Here is a 15,164-nt window from a genome sequence, read left to right as displayed (position 1 = left end):
CACGGACGGTCCTGTGCGCGACCGGCGGCCCGACGGGTGAAGACACGATTCTTCCCCGCTACCCCAAGGGTCGTTGCTCGTTGCACCGGAAGGCTTGTCGCATGGCCGCGGCCCGCGGGCCCGGAGGTACGGCCGTCGCATCCGGCGGCGGACGGACCACCGGCCCGCGGGCCTTCATCTTTTCATTCCGTCCCATCCGGCCTAAAGGCCGTTACCCCTGCGCCAGGACGGCGTTGAAGGGTTCTGTGTGACCGTGATTCTCGCGGTCGACTTTCCACGCTCAAGGAGTTCCTGATGTCTCGCATCGCGAAGGCTGCCGCTGTCCTCGCCGGCACGGGTGCCGTTGCCCTCAGCGGAGCCGGCATGGCCGTCGCCGACTCGGGCGCCGAGGCCGTCGCCGCCGCCTCCCCCGGTATCATCTCGGGCAACGTCGTCCAGGTCCCGGTCCACGTGCCGATCAACCTGTGCGGCAACACCGTCGACATCATCGGCCTGCTGAACCCGGCGTTCGGCAACGTCTGCGCCAACATCGACGGTCACCACCACGACGGCGGCTACGGCGGCTGATCTCCCGATCCGCACGGAGCGGCCCCCCGCGCATCCGCCGGGGGGCCGCACCCGTGTGCACGGCGCGGCCCGTCCCCTTGTCAGGCGTACCGGTAGATCGCGCTGTGGTCGAACATCTCCGCCGGGGTGACGCCCCAGGGCGTCATCGGCTGGTGCCGTGCCACCACCTTGCGGTACTGCGCGTCACCGAGCGGCGGCGGCTCCGCCGGAAGATAGGCGGCGCCCGGGTTCCGCTGCTGCCACCGCGACCAGACCAGGTCCACGAACGAGTGGTGGAGCCAGAACACCGGGTCGTTCACCGAGGCGCCCCCGAGCATCAGGCCGCCGACCCAGCGGTGCACCCGGTTGTGGATCCGGAACCGTTCGTTGCCCTGGCCGGCCGCCCAGCCCTCCAGCCGGTTGCGGAAACCGGAGGCGCTGGTCGAGTTCCAGGGCGCCACGTCGTACGTCCGCTCCCGCATGACCTCCTCCAACTGGGCCTGGGTGGGCAGGGTGATCGGGTCCCGGGGACGGCCCAGGTCCCGGGTCAGGAAGCGGCCCTCGGTCATGGCGTGGTTGATCGTCCAGCGCCCGCCGGCGTGGGCGAACGGGCCCGTCATCACCTGCAGGTCGGACCGGCGGCCGTTGCCGCCCATGAAGTCGTCCGACCAGAGCGACGAGGCGGGCGAGTTGTCCCGCGTCCAGTCCCAGTAGGGCACGCTCACCGTCGGGTCGACCCGGCGCAACTCGCGCTCGAACTCCAGCAGGAACTTGCGGTGCCAGGGCAGGAAGCTCGGCGCCATGTGGGCGACCCGCAGCTTGCCCTCCCCGTCGGCCGTGTAGTGCTCGATGTGGGTGCGGACGAACCGGTCGTACACTCCCGTCCGCTTGAGCTCCAGGACGGCGGCGACGAACTTCTTCCGTTCCGCGCCGGTCAGATCACGCTGGTTCTTACGCGTGTACGCCACGGGGGCTCCCTCCCGGGTGGACGCCATGGGCGGCGGCGAAGCGGGAGAGCGGTGCGGACCCCAGCTCGTCCACGGCCCCGCGCGTGGCCGCCAGCGGCGTCGGATAGGTCTGGTAGTGATCGATGGGGGTGAGGAAGCCGCCGTCCGCGCAGCGCATCACGTGCAGCGGCCGGCCGTCGACCAGGACCTCGGTCCCGCCGGCGGGCGCCGGCCGCCCCTGGATGCGGCGGCCCCGGTACATCTCGTCGAACGTTCCGCCGGACGCCCGGGCCGCCGCCCCGCCCCGGGGCGTCACGGCGATGCGGGCGAGCGCGCCACCGGTGAAGGCGGCGGCGGTCAGGGTGAGGAGGGACCGGAGTGCGAGGCGGCGCGGGAAGGTCATGAGTGATCTCCTGAAGGTCCGTCAGGCCCCCGCCAGGGCGGGGGAAATGCCCTGAGGGAATAACGAGGAAAACCCCGATACGTTGTGGGGGAAATTCCCGCCGCGTAAACGTAGGCCGATCGGGTGAATGGAAAGCGGAGAGAGGGGCCCCGGACCACTAGCATCCGGACCCATGACTTCTTCCCCCGCCGTTTCCGAGGCCCGCAGCGTCTCCCCGCTGGGCATCCTCTCCACCGTTTTCTGGGTCACCGGCCCCACCGAGGAGAAGCCGGCCGCTCCGTACGTGATGGTGTATTCGCTCGGTAACGGCCTCGACGGTCCCGAGGCCTGTGTGCAGGCGCTGCGGGCCGCCGTGGAGGGCATGGGGCTGCCCATCGGCGGGCCGGTCGTCGACGCCTCCCAGGACTCCGGCGTCGACGCCCACCTCCTCCTGGAGGCCCGCCAGGCGGTCCTCACGCTGCCGTACATCAAGGTGCAGTGCTCGGTGTCGGAGGAGTGGGAGGCGGCGGCCGAGAAGCTCGGGCACGTCTACCTCATCTGCTCCGTCCGCCCCTGGCCCGAGGCCGCGCCCGGCGAACCGATCTCGGAGGAGCAGCTGCGCTCCTACTTCGCCGGCGAGGACGTCCTGGCGGTCGGGGGCCACGCCGTGCTGCCGGTCCGGCGCCTGCAGGGCTGAGCGGGCGGCGGCGACATGGCGACGGTGGACGTCCGGGGCGTACCGGGGCAGCGGCGGCTCGCGCGGGACGAGGAGAGGCAGGGCTCGGCCGGGGCGGGCCGGGCTCTGGCCTGGACGCTGATGGTCACCGGTGCGGCCGGGGTGCTCGCCGCCTGGGTCATCACGCTCGACAAGTTCAAGCTCCTGGAGGACCCGGGCTTCCAGCCGGGATGCAGCCTCAATCCGGTGGTGTCCTGCGGCAGCATCATGAAGAGCGCGCAGGCGTCGGTCTTCGGCTTCCCGAACCCGATGCTCGGCCTCGTCACGTACGCCGCCGTCGTCGCCGTCGGCGCCGGTCTCCTCGCCGGGGCGCGCTACCGGGGCTGGTTCTGGCTCGGGCTGAACGCGGGGATGCTGTTCGGGGTGGGCTTCTGCGCCTGGCTCATGCACCAGTCGCTGTACGAGATCCACGCGCTGTGCCTGTGGTGCTGCCTGGCCTGGACGGCCACCGTCGTCATGTTCTGGTACGTCACCGCGCACAACGTACGGACCGGGGTGCTGCCCGCCCCGGCCGCGGTGCGCTCCTTCTTCGGCGACTTCGCCTTCGCTCCGCCCCTCCTGCACATCGGGATCATCGGGATGCTGATCCTGACCCGGTGGTGGGACTTCTGGACGAGCTGACGTGCGACGCCTCGTCACCCGGCCGCGGGCCGCACTCACCGTGCTGCTCGCGGCCGTTCTGGTGTTCCTGCTGCCGTACGACCGGCTCGCGCCCGGCGACCGGCACACCACCGCGCGGCCCGTGCCCGAGGCGGTGCGGCCGCCGGAGGCCCGGGTGCCGTCGGGTTTCTTCACGGGCTCCGACGAGGCCGGGGTGCGGCGCATGGCGGGGGTGCAGGCCTGGCTCGGCGGCACCCCGCTGAGCGTCGGGCACACCTATCTGCCGGGCGACCGCTGGTCCAACATCGAGGGCCACCCGGCCCTGTTCGGTCCGTGGGCGCGGTGGAAGGCGGAGCGGCCCGGGCGGCTGTTCGTCCTCAACGTGCCGCTCCTGGAGCGGAACGAGGAGGGCCTGCCCGACGCGGAGGTGCGGGCGCAGCTGCGGCGCGGCGCGGCCGGCGACTTCGACGGGCACTTCCGGACGCTGGGGGAGCGGCTCGTCGCGCACGGGCTCGCCGACACGATCCTGGTCCCCGGCTGGGAGATGAACGGCACGACGTACAGCCACCGCTGCGGGCCCGACCCGGCGGCCTGGAAGACGTACTGGCGGCGGGTCGTCGCGGAGCTGCGGGGCGTGGACGGGCAGCGGTTCCGGTTCGACTTCACCCCGAGCCGGGGGCGGGACGCGGTGGCGTGGCCGGAGTGCTACCCCGGTGACGACGTGGTGGACATCATCGGGATGGACGCCTACGACCAGCCGGCCGGGGCCACCTTCGAGGAGCAGGTGAGCGAGGAGTACGGGCTCGCGCACCATGTGCGGTTCGCGGCGGAGCGCGGCAAGCCCGTGTCGTACCCGGAGTGGGGGCTGTTCAGGAACGGGGACAACCCCGCGTACGTCCGGGGGATGCTCGATTGGTTCGCGGCGCACCGGCCGGTCTACCAGACGGTGACGGACTACTGCCCGCACGGGGTGTGGGGGTGCGCGGAGAACCCGGAGTCGGCGCGGGTGCTCAGGGGCGCGCTGGGAGCGCCGGGCCGGTCTTGAGCGTGTCGACGGTGCGGTCGAGGAGGTCCACGAGGTCGTCGGTGAGGCCGTGTTCGGCCCAGTAGAGCGTGGTCTCGCGCAGGGCGCCGAGGACGGCCGCCGTGAAGACCCGTACCTCCAGGTCGTCGGCGGCGCGGCCGGTGCGGTCGGCGAGGGCGCGGGCCAGCCGGCGGCCGGTCGCGGCGGTGGTCTCGGTGAGCCGGGCGCGGACGGCGGGGATCTCCGCCATGAGGCGGGCGCGCAACCGCACGGCGGCCGGTTCCGTGTCGAGCGCGGTGCGGATCGCGTCGAGGACGACCGCGCGGAGGGATTCGAGGGGCTCCTCGCCGGCCGGGCGGGCCCGCAGCCGGGCTTCGAGGAGCTCGTCGTTCTCGTCGGTGAGGAGGATGTCCTCGCGGACGGGGAAGTAGCGCAGGACGGTGGAGGCGGAGACGTCGGCGCCGGCGGCGATCCGGTCGAGGGTGGCCGCCTCCCAGCCGTGCTCGGCGACGAGCCGGCGGGCGGCCTCGCGGATCGCCGCGCGGGTCTTCTGCTTCTTGCGCTCCCGCAGCGGGGCAGGAGAGGTCTCTTCGGCCGCCATGGGCCTCATGGTCGCAGCTCAGGCCTGGTAGACGACGAGCGAGATGCCGACGTAGTGGGCGATGAAGGCGGCGAGGGTGAGGGCGTGGAAGACCTCGTGGAAACCGAACCAGCGGGGGGACGGGTTGGGGCGCTTGATGCCGTAGACGACTCCGCCCGCGCTGTAGAGCAGACCGCCGACGACGACGAGGACGAGGACGGCGATGCCGCCCGTGCGCAGGAAGTCGGGCAGGAAGAAGACGGCGGCCCAGCCCATCGCGATGTAACAGGGGGTGTAGAGCCAGCGCGGGGCGCCCACCCAGAAGACGCGGAAGGCGATGCCCGCGACCGCGGCCGCCCAGACCGCCCACATGAGCGGTTTCGCCGTGGAGTCGGGCAGGAGCAGCAGGGTGAGCGGGGTGTAGGTGCCCGCGATGATCAGGAAGATGTTGGCGTGGTCGAGGCGCCGCAGGACGGCCTCGCCGCGCGGGCCCCAGTCGCCCCGGTGGTAGAGCGCGCTGATGCCGAAGAGGAGGCAGGCGGTGAGCACGTAGATCCCGCAGGCGATCCGGGCGCGGGGGGAGTCGGCGAGGGCGACGAGGACGACGCCCGCCACGATCACCGTGGGGAACATGCCCGCGTGCAACCAGCCTCTGAGCCGCGGCTTCAGCGGGAGGGACAGGGCTTGTTCGATCGGACCGGGCTCGGCGGAGGGCACGTCCGGTGTGGCAGCTGTCATAGGACCCCATCGTATCTACGGCCCCGTAGGTTCCGGATATGAGTGGCGATGCTCACGTGTGCGGCCCTCTGGACATATGGGCGGTTCCATCGGATGATCAAATGAGTGCGGTCGGCACCGGATGAGCAGCTACGAAGCATCCGGGTCGCGGCCCCCACGGGGCACACACCCAAAAACCCCTCGACAAGGAGCAATCGTGGCGCGCGACAACGCGGCTCCCCAGACCCTTCCGACCCGTCACCAGGAGCTCGTCTCCTGGGTGAACGAGATCGCCGAGATCACCCAGCCCGACAACATCGTCTGGTGCGACGGTTCCGAGGCCGAGTACGAGCGCCTGTGCGAGGAGCTCGTCGCCAAGGGAACCTTCAAGAAGCTCGACGAGGTCAAGCGCCCGAACTCGTACTACGCCGCCTCCGACCCGACCGACGTCGCGCGCGTCGAGGACCGGACCTTCATCTGCTCCGAGAAGGAGGAGGACGCGGGCCCGACCAACCACTGGAAGGCCCCGGCGGAGATGAAGGAGATCTTCGCGGGCGAGAAGGGCATCTTCCGCGGCTCGATGAAGGGCCGGACGATGTACGTCGTCCCGTTCTGCATGGGCCCCGTCGGCTCCCCGCTCTCCGCCATCGGCGTCGAGATCACCGACTCCGCCTACGTCGCCGTCTCCATGCGCACCATGACCCGCATGGGACAGGCCGTCCTCGACGAGCTCGGCACCGACGGCTTCTTCGTCAAGGCCGTCCACACCCTCGGCGCCCCGCTGGCGGAGGGCCAGGAGGACGTGCCGTGGCCCTGCAACTCCACCAAGTACATCTCGCACTTCCCCGAGACCCGCGAGATCTGGTCGTACGGCTCCGGCTACGGCGGCAACGCCCTGCTCGGCAAGAAGTGCTACGCGCTCCGCATCGCCTCCGTCATGGCCCGCGACGAGGGCTGGCTCGCCGAGCACATGCTCATCCTGAAGCTGACGCCGCCGCAGGGCGAGGCCAAGTACGTCGCCGCCGCCTTCCCGTCCGCCTGTGGCAAGACCAACCTCGCCATGCTGGAGCCCACGATCTCCGGCTGGACGGTCGAGACCATCGGTGACGACATCGCCTGGATGCGCTTCGGCGAGGACGGCCGCCTCTACGCGATCAACCCCGAGGCCGGCTTCTTCGGTGTCGCGCCCGGCACCGGCGAGCACACCAACGCCAACGCCATGAAGACCCTGTGGGGCAACTCCGTCTTCACCAACGTCGCGCTCACCGACGACGGCGACGTGTGGTGGGAGGGCATGACCGAGGAGCCGCCCGCCCACCTCACCGACTGGAAGGGCAACGACTGGACGCCGGAGTCCGGCACCCCGGCCGCCCATCCGAACGCCCGTTTCACCGTCCCGGCCGCCCAGTGCCCGACGATCGCCCCCGAGTGGGAGGACCCCAAGGGCGTCCCGATCTCCGCGATCCTCTTCGGCGGGCGCCGCGCCTCCGCCGTACCGCTGGTGACCGAGTCCTTCGACTGGAACCACGGCGTCTTCCTCGGCGCGAACGTCGCCTCCGAGAAGACCGCCGCCGCCGAGGGCAAGGTCGGCGAGCTGCGCCGCGACCCCTTCGCCATGCTGCCGTTCTGCGGCTACAACATGGGCGACTACATGGCGCACTGGGTCAAGGTCGGTGCCGGCGCCGACCAGGCCAAGCTGCCGAAGATCTACTACGTGAACTGGTTCCGCAAGAACGACGCGGGCAAGTTCGTCTGGCCCGGCTTCGGCGAGAACAGCCGCGTGCTCAAGTGGATCGTGGAGCGCCTCGACGGCAAGGCCGAGGGCGTGGAGACCCCGATCGGCATCCTGCCGACCGCCGACTCCCTCGACACCGACGGCCTGGACCTCCCGGCCGAGGACCTGGAGTTCCTTCTCACGGTCGACCGTGACGTGTGGCGCGAGGAGGCCGCGCTCGTCCCCGACCACCTGAACACCTTCGGCGACCACACGCCGAAGGAGCTGTGGGACCAGTACCACGCGCTCGTGAAGCGCCTGGGCTGATCCCGCACCGCACACTCGTGGTGGGTTGCCCCGACATTCCGCCCTGACCAGTGGGGTCACGACGGCCCACCACGACCCCTCCGGCCCCCGGAGCCCCCTCAGGCTCCGGGGGCCGGGCGCGTTTCGGGCCGGGCGGTGCGCACGGGTGGGTGGCACCCGGTCCGCGCGGTTCGTGGCGCGCGGACCGGGGCCGTCAGGGGGCGGCGACCAGGGAGTCCCCGGCCAGTGCCGCGGTGTGCGCGTCCATGCGTTCGGCGGCGAGGATCGCGGCGGCGGTGTCGGCCCGGGAGGCGGCGACGACCAGTGCGCGGCCCGCGAGGGCGTGCGCCTTGCGGTGCAGGGCCTGCGGGGAGGAGCCGCTCAGGCCCGCGTGCCGCGCGGGCGGTGCGCCGCGCAGCCGCGCCACCTGGCGGGCGATGAGCTCGCCGGCCTCCGTGTCGCCCAGCTCGTCGGTGACGGCGAGCAGGGCGGCGAGGTGTCCTGCGAGCTGGATGTCCAGCTCCTCCTCGCGGGAGCGGTGCGGGTACGCGTGGTCGTCGTCGGCCATCCGGTGGACCGACTTGGTGCGGATCGGTTCGTACATGGGGATGGCCTCCTGACTGCTCGGGAAGCCATCCTAGCTTAGATTCGTTCTAAAGTTGAGCGCAGTCCGGTTCGGGGGCCGCCGGCGGGATCCGTCAGGCCGTCACGGCTGGCTGTATCCGTCCAGGAAGCGGCCGATCCGCGTCACCGCGTCCGCCAGGTCGGCCGCGGCCGGCAGCGTCACGATCCGAAAGTGGTCCGGCTCGTGCCAGTTGAAGCCCGTCCCGTGCACGACCATGATCTTCTCCGCCCGCAGCAGGTCCAGGACCATCTGCCGGTCGTCCTTGATCTTGTAGACGTTCGGGTCCAGCCGCGGGAAGAGGTACAGCGCGCCCTTCGGCTTCACGCACGTCACCCCGGGGATCCGGGTCAGCAGCTCGTACGCCGTGTCCCGCTGCTCCAGCAGCCGCCCGCCCGGCAGCACCAGGTCCTCGATCGACTGCCGGCCCTGGAGCGCGGCGGCCACCGCGTGCTGCGCCGGCATGTTGGCGCACAGCCGCATGTTGGCCAGGATCGTCAGGCCCTCGATGTACGACGAGGCGTGGTGCTTCGGGCCGCAGACCGCGAGCCAGCCGGAGCGGAACCCGGCCACCCGGTAGTTCTTGCTCATCCCGTTGAAGGTGAGCACGAGCAGGTCCGGCGCGATGGCCGCCGTCGGCGTGTGCGTGACGCCGTCGTAGAGGATCTTGTCGTAGATCTCGTCAGAGCAGACCACCAGGTTGTGGCGGCGGGCGATCTCCGTCAGGGAGCGCAGCATTTCGTCGTCGTAGACGGCGCCCGTCGGGTTGTTCGGGTTGATGATCACGATCGCCTTGGTGCGGTCCGTGATCTTCCGCTCGATGTCCGCCAGGTCCGGCATCCAGTCGGCCTGCTCGTCGCAGCGGTAGTGCACCGCCGTTCCCCCGGCCAGCGAGACCGCGGCCGTCCACAGCGGGTAGTCCGGGGCGGGGACCAGGACCTCGTCCCCGTCGTCCAGGAGCGCCTGCATCGACATCTGGATGAGCTCCGAGACGCCGTTGCCGAGGTAGATGTCCTCGACGGAGAGCGGGATGCCCTTGGTCTCGTAGTGGCTCATCACCGCGCGGCGGGCCGACAGCAGGCCCTTGGCGTCCCCGTAGCCGTGCGCCTCGGCGAGGTTGCGCAGCACGTCCTCGAGGATGGCGGGCGGGCACTCGAAGCCGAAGGCGGCCGGGTTGCCCGTGTTGAGCTTGAGGATGCGATGCCCCGCCGCTTCGAGCCGCATCGCCTCTTCGAGCACCGGGCCCCGGATCTCGTAACAGACGTTGGCGAGCTTCGTGGACTGGATCACCTGCATGTCGAGAGCTTACGGGGGGCGGCGGGGGGACGCCTCGTGTTCTCGGCCACGTCGGACCGCGCGGCGCCGCCGCCGGGCCGCCGGTGTGACCCGGATCGCACCCGGTGTGTCGTGCTCCCTACAATCCGGGCCATGAACGACGAGCTGCCCCGCAGCGCCCCGCGCGGGCGCCGCCGTCACGCCCCCGCCCGGCGCGGGCGCGGCCCGGTGTGGCTCGTCGCCACGGGCGGGGTCGCCGTCCTGGGCCTCGCCGCAGCCGCCCTGTTCGGCGGCGGATCCCGTACGGGCGGCGGGCCGGGCGCCCCGTCCGGGGACGGCGGCGGGGGGCTGCCCGCCCTCATCCAGGCCGACCCCTCCGCCGGCGAGCCCGGCGGGCCCGGCGACTCCGGCGGCCCGTCGCGGCCCCCGGGCACCGGCCCCGGCGCCGGAACCGAGGACGACGGCCCGGCCGCGCCCGGCGCGGGATCCGGCACGGCCGGCCCGCCGGGGACGACCGCACCCGGCGCAGGGCCGTCCGGGGGAACGCCCACCCCCGCCGCCCCGGTCCCCGACGGCCCGGGACGGCAGCACCCGGACGAGGCCGCCACCCCCGAGGCGGAACCGTCCGGCGCCGCCCCCGAGGGGACGGCGGACCCGGAGCCCACGGACGGACCCGGTCACCCCGGCCGGGGGAAGGGCGTGACGAAGCGCCCCCGGTGACAGGACGCGGCGGTGCGCACGGGACCGGCGGGCCGGGCCGCGGGCGCGGGGCCGGACGGCGGGTAGGTTGGCCCGTCATGTGGGCTTTGAGTGCCGCCGGGTGCCGGTGGCTGGGTGCGGCCGGGTCCCTCGGCGTCACGGTCGGCGGATACGCGGCGGGCGCGCTGCCCGTGCGCGGCGGCGGGGACCTGTGGGCGCCGCGCGGCGGCGGGGCCGGAACCTTCGGGGCGGTGCTCTGCGCCCTCGGGCTCACCCTGCTCGTCCTCGCCTGGTGGCGGTACGGCGTCCTCCTCGCGCACGGGGCGCGGGACCGGGCCCTGGTGACCCTGGCCTGCTGGGCCGCGCCGCTGCTCCTCGCCCCGCCCCTGCACAGCGCCGACGTCTACAGCTACATCGCCCAGGGCGCCATGGTCCTGGAAGGCCACGACGTGTACGGCGCCGGGCCCTCCGTCCTCGGGCCGGGGGATCTCGGCGCGGACGCGGCGGCGAGCGTCGGCGGCAACTGGACCGACACCCCCGCCCCGTACGGCCCGGTCTTCCTGCTGGTCGCCGAGGCCGTCGTACGGCTGACCGGCGGCGCCGTCGTCCCGGCCGTGCTGCTGTTCCGGCTGGTCGCGGTGGCGGCGGTCGCCCTCCTCGCGTGGGCCGTGCGCGGCCTCGACCGCGCGGACGGGGCCCTGTGGCTCGCCGTGCTCAATCCGCTCGTCCTCGTCCACGTCGTCGGCGGCGTCCACAACGACGGCCTGATGGTCGGGCTCATGCTGGCCGGCGTCCTGCTGGCCGTGCGCGGCCGGTGGGTGTGGGGCAGCGTCCTCGTCGGCTGCGCCGTGATGGTGAAGTCCCCGGCCGCCGTCGCCCTCCTCTTCGTCGGGGTGCTCGTCGCCCGCCGGGCCGGAGGCGGGGCCCGGGGCCTCGCGAAGGGGCTCCTGCTGCCCGGGGCGATCGCCGGGGCCGTCGCGGCCGGGGCGAGCCTCCTCGCCGGCACCGGTTTCGGCTGGCTGGGCACGCAGTCCGTCGCCGGTGCGATCCACACGCCGCTCTCGCTCACCAGCGACCTCGGCCTCGCCCTCGGGACGCTGGTCGCCGACGCCCCGGGGCCGGTGAAGACCGCGGTGCAGCAGGCGGGGCTGCTCGCCTCCGTGGCGGTGATCGCCGTTCTGGCGTGGCGCGCGCACCGGGGCCGTACCGATCCGGTCCTCGGCCTCGGGCTCTCGCTCGTCGCCCTCGTCGCGCTCTCGCCGATGGTGCAGCCCTGGTACCTGCTGTGGGGGACGGCCGTCGTCGCGGCCGCCGCCTGGCGCGGCCGGGCCGGGCAGGTGCTCGCCGTCCTCTCGGCGGCGCTCGTGTACGAGACCCAGCCGGACGGCCGCACCCCCTGGTACGGCTTCGTCGCGGCCGGGCTCGTCCTGGCGCTCGGCCTCCTGTGGCTCCGGCGCGACCCGTGGCCGTCCGCCCGGGACGCGGCGGAGGGCGCGAGCCCGGTGGACGCGGGGCGGTAGCCTCCGGGCCATGACGCGACGTCGCTGGACCCTGCCGCTCCTGGTGTTCGCCCTCGGTGGCGCCCTCACGGCGGTCCGGGCCGCGCAGGGCGGCCCCGGCGGCGCCCTCGCCTCGCTGCTGATCTTCGCCCTGCTCGCGGCGGCCGTCTCGCCGCTGGTCTTCCCGCGGTCGACCGGCGTGGCGGAGGCCCGCCGCCTCGCCGAGGCCGACGGGCGCCCGATCGTCTACTGGCGGCCGGGGTGCGCGTACTGCCTGCGCCTGCGGACGCGGCTCGGCCTCCGCGCCCGCCGCGCGCACTGGGTCGACATCTGGCGCGACCCGGAGGCGGCGGCCGCGGTGCGCGCGGCCGCCGGCGGCGACGAGACCGTCCCGACGGTCGTCGTGGCCGGCCGGGCCCACGTCAACCCCGACCCGGCCTGGGTCCGGAACCGGCTCACGGCCTAGGACACCGGCGTCCGGCGGATCGCGCGGCCCGCGAGGACGTCCGTCCGGCGGCCGTCCTCGATGACGAAGCGGCCGTCGATCAGGACGTGCGGGATGCCCACCGGCAGGGCGCGCGGGTTCGCGTAGGTGGAGCCCGCCGCGACCGTCGCCGGGTCGAAGAGGACCAGGTCCGCCACGTACCCCTCCTTCACCCGGCCCCGGTCGGGCAGCCGCAGCCGGGCCGCCGGGCGGGAGGTGAGATGGGCGACGCACTCCTCCAGGGTGAGCACGCCGAGGTCGCGCACGTACCGGCCGAGGTACTCGGGGAACGTGCCGTACGCGCGCGGGTGCGGCTTCGCGCCCTGCAGGATGCCGTCCGAGCCGCCGGTGTGGACCCGGTGCCGCATGATCGCCCGCACGTTCTCCTCGTGGCCCACGTGCTGGAGGATCGTCGTCCCCAGCCGGTCGGCCCGCAGGAGCCGGCGGGCGGTGTCCCAGCCGTCGACGCGCCGCCCCACGTACGCCCCGAGCCCCGGCTCCGACACCCCCGAGATCTCGATGGTGTCCCACTCCACGGGCACCCCGTGGCAGCCGTCCGACCCCGTCACCTCCAGGTCGTGGCGGATGCGCTCCGCCGTCCCCGCGTCGGCCAGCCGGGCGAGGACCGCCTCGGGGCCGCCCTCCTGCGCCCAGGACGGCAGCAGCGCGAGCAGGGTCGTGCAGCCGGGTGTGTACGGGTATGTGTCGAGGCTGATGTCGGAGCCGTCGTCCAGCGCCCGGTCCAGGAGGGCGAGCAGCTCCGGGGCCCGGCCCTTGTTGACCCCGAAGTTCATGGTGGCGTGGGCCAGGTGGAGCGCGCAGCGCGCCTCCCGGGTGAGCGCCACCATCTCCTCGTACGCGCGCAGCGCCCCCGCCCCGTACGAGCGGTGGTGCGGGCAGTAGTAGCCGCCGTACCGCGCCACCACCCGGCACAGCTCGGTGAGCTCGGCGTCGGGGGCGTACATGCCGGGGGTGTAGGTGAGCCCGGAGGACATGCCGACGGCGCCCTGCTCCAGGCCCTCGGCGACCAGCTGCCGCATCCGGTCCAGCTCGGCCTCCGTCGCCGGGCGGTCCTCCCAGCCCATGGCGTACATCCGGACCGTGCCCTGCGGGACGAGGTAGGCGGCGTTGACGGCGATGCCCCGGTCGAGCCGGTCCAGGTACTCCCCGACCGTGCGCCAGTCGAAATCCAGGTCGGAGCCGTCGCCGTTCCAGCCCGTGATCGTCCGGCGGACCTCCGCCAGGGTGCGGTCGTCGGCGGGGGCGTACGACAGCCCGTCCTGGCCCAGCACCTCCAGGGTCACGCCCTGCGCGGCCTTCGCGCTGTGGTCCGGGTCGCGCAGCAGCGCGAGGTCGCTGTGGGCGTGCATGTCGATGAAGCCGGGGGAGAGGGCGAGCCCCTCGGCGTCGAGGACGCGGCGGCCGGTGGGGCGCTGGCAACCGGCCGCCGCGCCCTCCTGGACGACGGCGGCGATCCGGCCGCGGTCGATCGCCACGTCGGCCCGGTAGGACGGGCCGCCGCTGCCGTCGACGACCTCGGCGTCGCGGATGACGAGATCCATCACGGGCCCCCTAGAAGAACGTGCGGAGGTAGTCGACGACCGTGCCGTCCGCCTCGACCAGCGGGATGAGCTGCCACTTGTCGAAGGAGGTGCAGGGGTGGGAGAGGCCCATCCCGACCCAGTCCCCGACCTCCAGGTCCGCCCCGGGGGCCGTGCGCAGCCAGGCGTGCTGGTCCGACAGGCCCGTCACCTCGATGCCCTCGGCCGGGCGGACCGCGCCGGTGCGGGCGTCCCGGACCACCTGTGCCTCGGGCAGGTGGAGGTCGTACGCCGCGTCCCGCTTCCCCGCGTTGGTGAAGGCCTGCTCGGGCGTGGGCCGGGAGACGACCTGCGACCAGAGGCGGAACGCCGGCCGCAGCGCGCCCTCCGCCGGGACCCGGTTGAAGGGGGTGAGCGTGCGGTAGTGGCCGTCGTCGTGCGAGACGTACGCGCCGGAGCGCAGCAGCTTCAGGACGGGCAGCGAGAGGTCCGGGATCTCGGCGAAGACCTCCGCGACCGTGTCGAACCAGGCGCTGCCGCCCGCGCTCACCACGATCTCGCCCGCGGACGGGTCGAAGCGGCCCGCCTTGTCGAAGTCGGCGGCCAGCGCGGTCAGCCGGCGCAGCCAGGCGCGGACCCGCTCCGGATCGGCCGCCGGCACCTCGCCCTCGTACCCGGCGACCCCCACGAGGCGCAGGGTGCCGGCCGCGGCGACCGCGTCGGCCACGGCCGCGCACTCCGCCTCCGTACGCACTCCGGTGCGGGCCCCCTCGCCCGCGCCCAGCTCCACCACGACGTCCACGGGGCGGGACGCCCCCGCCGCCCGCAGGGCCTCGTCCATCAGCTCGGCGCCGCGCACCGAGTCGACGTAACAGACGAAACGGAAGCCGGGGTCGGCGTCCAGCTCGGCGGCGAGCCAGCGCAGGGCGGCGGCGTCGACCAGCTCGTTGGCGAGGAAGATCCGCGCGATGCCGTGGGCGCGGTAGACGCGGGCCTGGTGGGGGACGGCGGCGGTGATGCCCCAGGCGCCGTGTTCCAGCTGGCGCTCGAACAGCCGCGGGGCCATGGAGGTCTTGCCGTGCGGGGCGAAGGCCAGACCGTGGCGCTCCGCGTACTCCTTCAGGAGGCGGAGGTTGTGCTCGACGGATTCGGCGGAGAGCGCGAGGACGGGGGTGGTGAAGCCGCCGGTGAAGAGATCGCGGCGCTGCGCCGCCAGCTCGCCGACGGTGAGGCCGTCGGCGTCCGGGGGCAGCCCCTTGAATCGGTGGTCGACGCGCTCGCTCGCCAGGTCGGGCATGGCTCCTCCTCCTGTGTTGCACAGACTGCAACACCCATTGCGCATATCGCTTACTGCTGTCTAACATCCGGGCCAACGGCCGGTCAATGGATCCGGCCGCCGCCGGCCCCCGGGGCCGCACGACCACCAGGAGCGAGAGTGACCGCGAACCCGCCCGTGGACGAGACCGCCGAGCCCGAACTCCCCGGCGCCGAC

Annotated in this window: 16 protein-coding genes; 8 read left to right on the top strand and 8 right to left on the bottom strand. The window is 73.4% G+C overall.

Features of this window, described 5'->3' with window-relative positions:
• Positions 1-294: 294 nt before the first annotated feature.
• Positions 295-567 (top strand): chaplin, encoded by a 273-nt coding sequence (locus ACFY60_RS03155; protein WP_345285036.1) that lies wholly within the window; start codon positions 295-297, stop codon positions 565-567.
• An 80-nt stretch (positions 568-647) separates the two neighbouring features.
• Here ACFY60_RS03155 and ACFY60_RS03150 read toward each other — a convergent pair whose 3' ends face one another.
• Both ACFY60_RS03150 and ACFY60_RS03145 read right to left on the bottom strand, forming a co-directional pair.
• Positions 648-1,514, bottom strand: a complete 867-nt coding sequence (locus ACFY60_RS03150) for a tyrosinase family protein (RefSeq protein WP_309049818.1) — start codon at positions 1,512-1,514, stop codon at positions 648-650.
• Positions 1,498-1,896, bottom strand: coding sequence for a tyrosinase family oxidase copper chaperone (locus ACFY60_RS03145; RefSeq protein WP_388607220.1), 399 nt, complete (start codon positions 1,894-1,896; stop codon positions 1,498-1,500). Before ACFY60_RS03145 ends, ACFY60_RS03150 begins: the two co-directional genes overlap by 17 nt.
• A gap of 172 nt (positions 1,897-2,068) precedes the next feature.
• Between ACFY60_RS03145 and ACFY60_RS03140 the strand changes: the two genes are divergently transcribed.
• The 3 genes from ACFY60_RS03140 to ACFY60_RS03130 are packed head-to-tail and all read left to right on the top strand — an operon-like array spanning position 2,069 to position 4,256.
• Positions 2,069-2,572 (top strand): DUF5949 family protein, encoded by a 504-nt coding sequence (locus tag ACFY60_RS03140; protein WP_388607222.1) that lies wholly within the window; start codon positions 2,069-2,071, stop codon positions 2,570-2,572.
• A gap of 15 nt (positions 2,573-2,587) precedes the next feature.
• Complete coding sequence (locus ACFY60_RS03135; RefSeq protein ID WP_388607224.1) at positions 2,588-3,232, top strand: vitamin K epoxide reductase family protein; 645 nt, start codon at positions 2,588-2,590, stop codon at positions 3,230-3,232.
• Position 3,233: 1 nt separating this feature from the next.
• Entirely contained in the window at positions 3,234-4,256 is a 1,023-nt protein-coding gene (locus ACFY60_RS03130) for a glycoside hydrolase family 26 protein (RefSeq protein WP_388607226.1), read from the top strand.
• Here the strand turns inward: ACFY60_RS03130 and ACFY60_RS03125 are convergent.
• Both ACFY60_RS03125 and ACFY60_RS03120 read right to left on the bottom strand, forming a co-directional pair.
• Positions 4,222-4,836, bottom strand: a complete 615-nt coding sequence (locus ACFY60_RS03125; RefSeq protein ID WP_388607228.1) for a TetR/AcrR family transcriptional regulator — start codon at positions 4,834-4,836, stop codon at positions 4,222-4,224. The two genes, ACFY60_RS03130 and ACFY60_RS03125, sit on opposite strands and share 35 nt — an antisense overlap.
• Before the next feature lie 18 nt (positions 4,837-4,854).
• Complete coding sequence (locus ACFY60_RS03120; protein WP_388607230.1) at positions 4,855-5,553, bottom strand: hemolysin III family protein; 699 nt, start codon at positions 5,551-5,553, stop codon at positions 4,855-4,857.
• Positions 5,554-5,749: 196 nt separating this feature from the next.
• Here ACFY60_RS03120 and ACFY60_RS03115 point away from each other — a divergent pair, with 196 nt between their 5' ends.
• Positions 5,750-7,573: a phosphoenolpyruvate carboxykinase (GTP) gene (locus ACFY60_RS03115; RefSeq protein WP_388607232.1), complete on the top strand. Its 1,824-nt coding sequence runs from the start codon at positions 5,750-5,752 to the stop codon at positions 7,571-7,573.
• 193 nt (positions 7,574-7,766) lie between these two features.
• Here the strand turns inward: ACFY60_RS03115 and ACFY60_RS03110 are convergent, their stop codons facing one another.
• Together ACFY60_RS03110 and ACFY60_RS03105 are read right to left on the bottom strand one after the other, a co-directional pair.
• Positions 7,767-8,156, bottom strand: a complete 390-nt coding sequence (locus tag ACFY60_RS03110; RefSeq protein WP_388607233.1) for a hypothetical protein — start codon at positions 8,154-8,156, stop codon at positions 7,767-7,769.
• Between the two features lie 102 nt (positions 8,157-8,258).
• A complete protein-coding gene (locus ACFY60_RS03105) occupies positions 8,259-9,470 on the bottom strand; it encodes a pyridoxal phosphate-dependent aminotransferase (RefSeq protein WP_388607235.1) in 1,212 nt (403 codons plus the stop codon).
• A gap of 132 nt (positions 9,471-9,602) precedes the next feature.
• Between ACFY60_RS03105 and ACFY60_RS03100 the strand changes: the two genes are divergently transcribed.
• From ACFY60_RS03100 to ACFY60_RS03090, 3 genes are all read left to right on the top strand, one after another.
• Positions 9,603-10,169, top strand: a complete 567-nt coding sequence (locus tag ACFY60_RS03100; RefSeq protein ID WP_388607238.1) for a hypothetical protein — start codon at positions 9,603-9,605, stop codon at positions 10,167-10,169.
• Positions 10,170-10,246: 77 nt separating this feature from the next.
• Positions 10,247-11,668: a polyprenol phosphomannose-dependent alpha 1,6 mannosyltransferase MptB gene (gene mptB / locus ACFY60_RS03095; RefSeq protein ID WP_388607239.1), complete on the top strand. Its 1,422-nt coding sequence runs from the start codon at positions 10,247-10,249 to the stop codon at positions 11,666-11,668.
• Positions 11,669-11,678: 10 nt separating this feature from the next.
• Entirely contained in the window at positions 11,679-12,113 is a 435-nt protein-coding gene (locus ACFY60_RS03090) for a glutaredoxin domain-containing protein (RefSeq protein ID WP_388607241.1), read from the top strand.
• Here ACFY60_RS03090 and ACFY60_RS03085 read toward each other — a convergent pair.
• Entirely contained in the window at positions 12,110-13,693 is a 1,584-nt protein-coding gene (locus ACFY60_RS03085; protein WP_388607243.1) for an amidohydrolase family protein, read from the bottom strand. The genes ACFY60_RS03090 and ACFY60_RS03085 overlap by 4 nt on opposite strands.
• Positions 13,694-13,703: 10 nt before the next feature.
• Positions 13,704-14,969 (bottom strand): alanine racemase, encoded by a 1,266-nt coding sequence (locus tag ACFY60_RS03080; protein WP_388607244.1) that lies wholly within the window; start codon positions 14,967-14,969, stop codon positions 13,704-13,706.
• Positions 14,970-15,164 lie beyond the last annotated feature (195 nt).

It is taken from the genome of Streptomyces sp. NPDC012827 (assembly GCF_042900905.1).
GTDB classification, from domain to species: Bacteria; Actinomycetota; Actinomycetes; order Streptomycetales; family Streptomycetaceae; genus Streptomyces; species Streptomyces gulbargensis.
The sequence above is the reverse complement of the archived record's forward strand: the minus strand, read 5'-3'. Positions and strand labels throughout refer to the sequence as shown.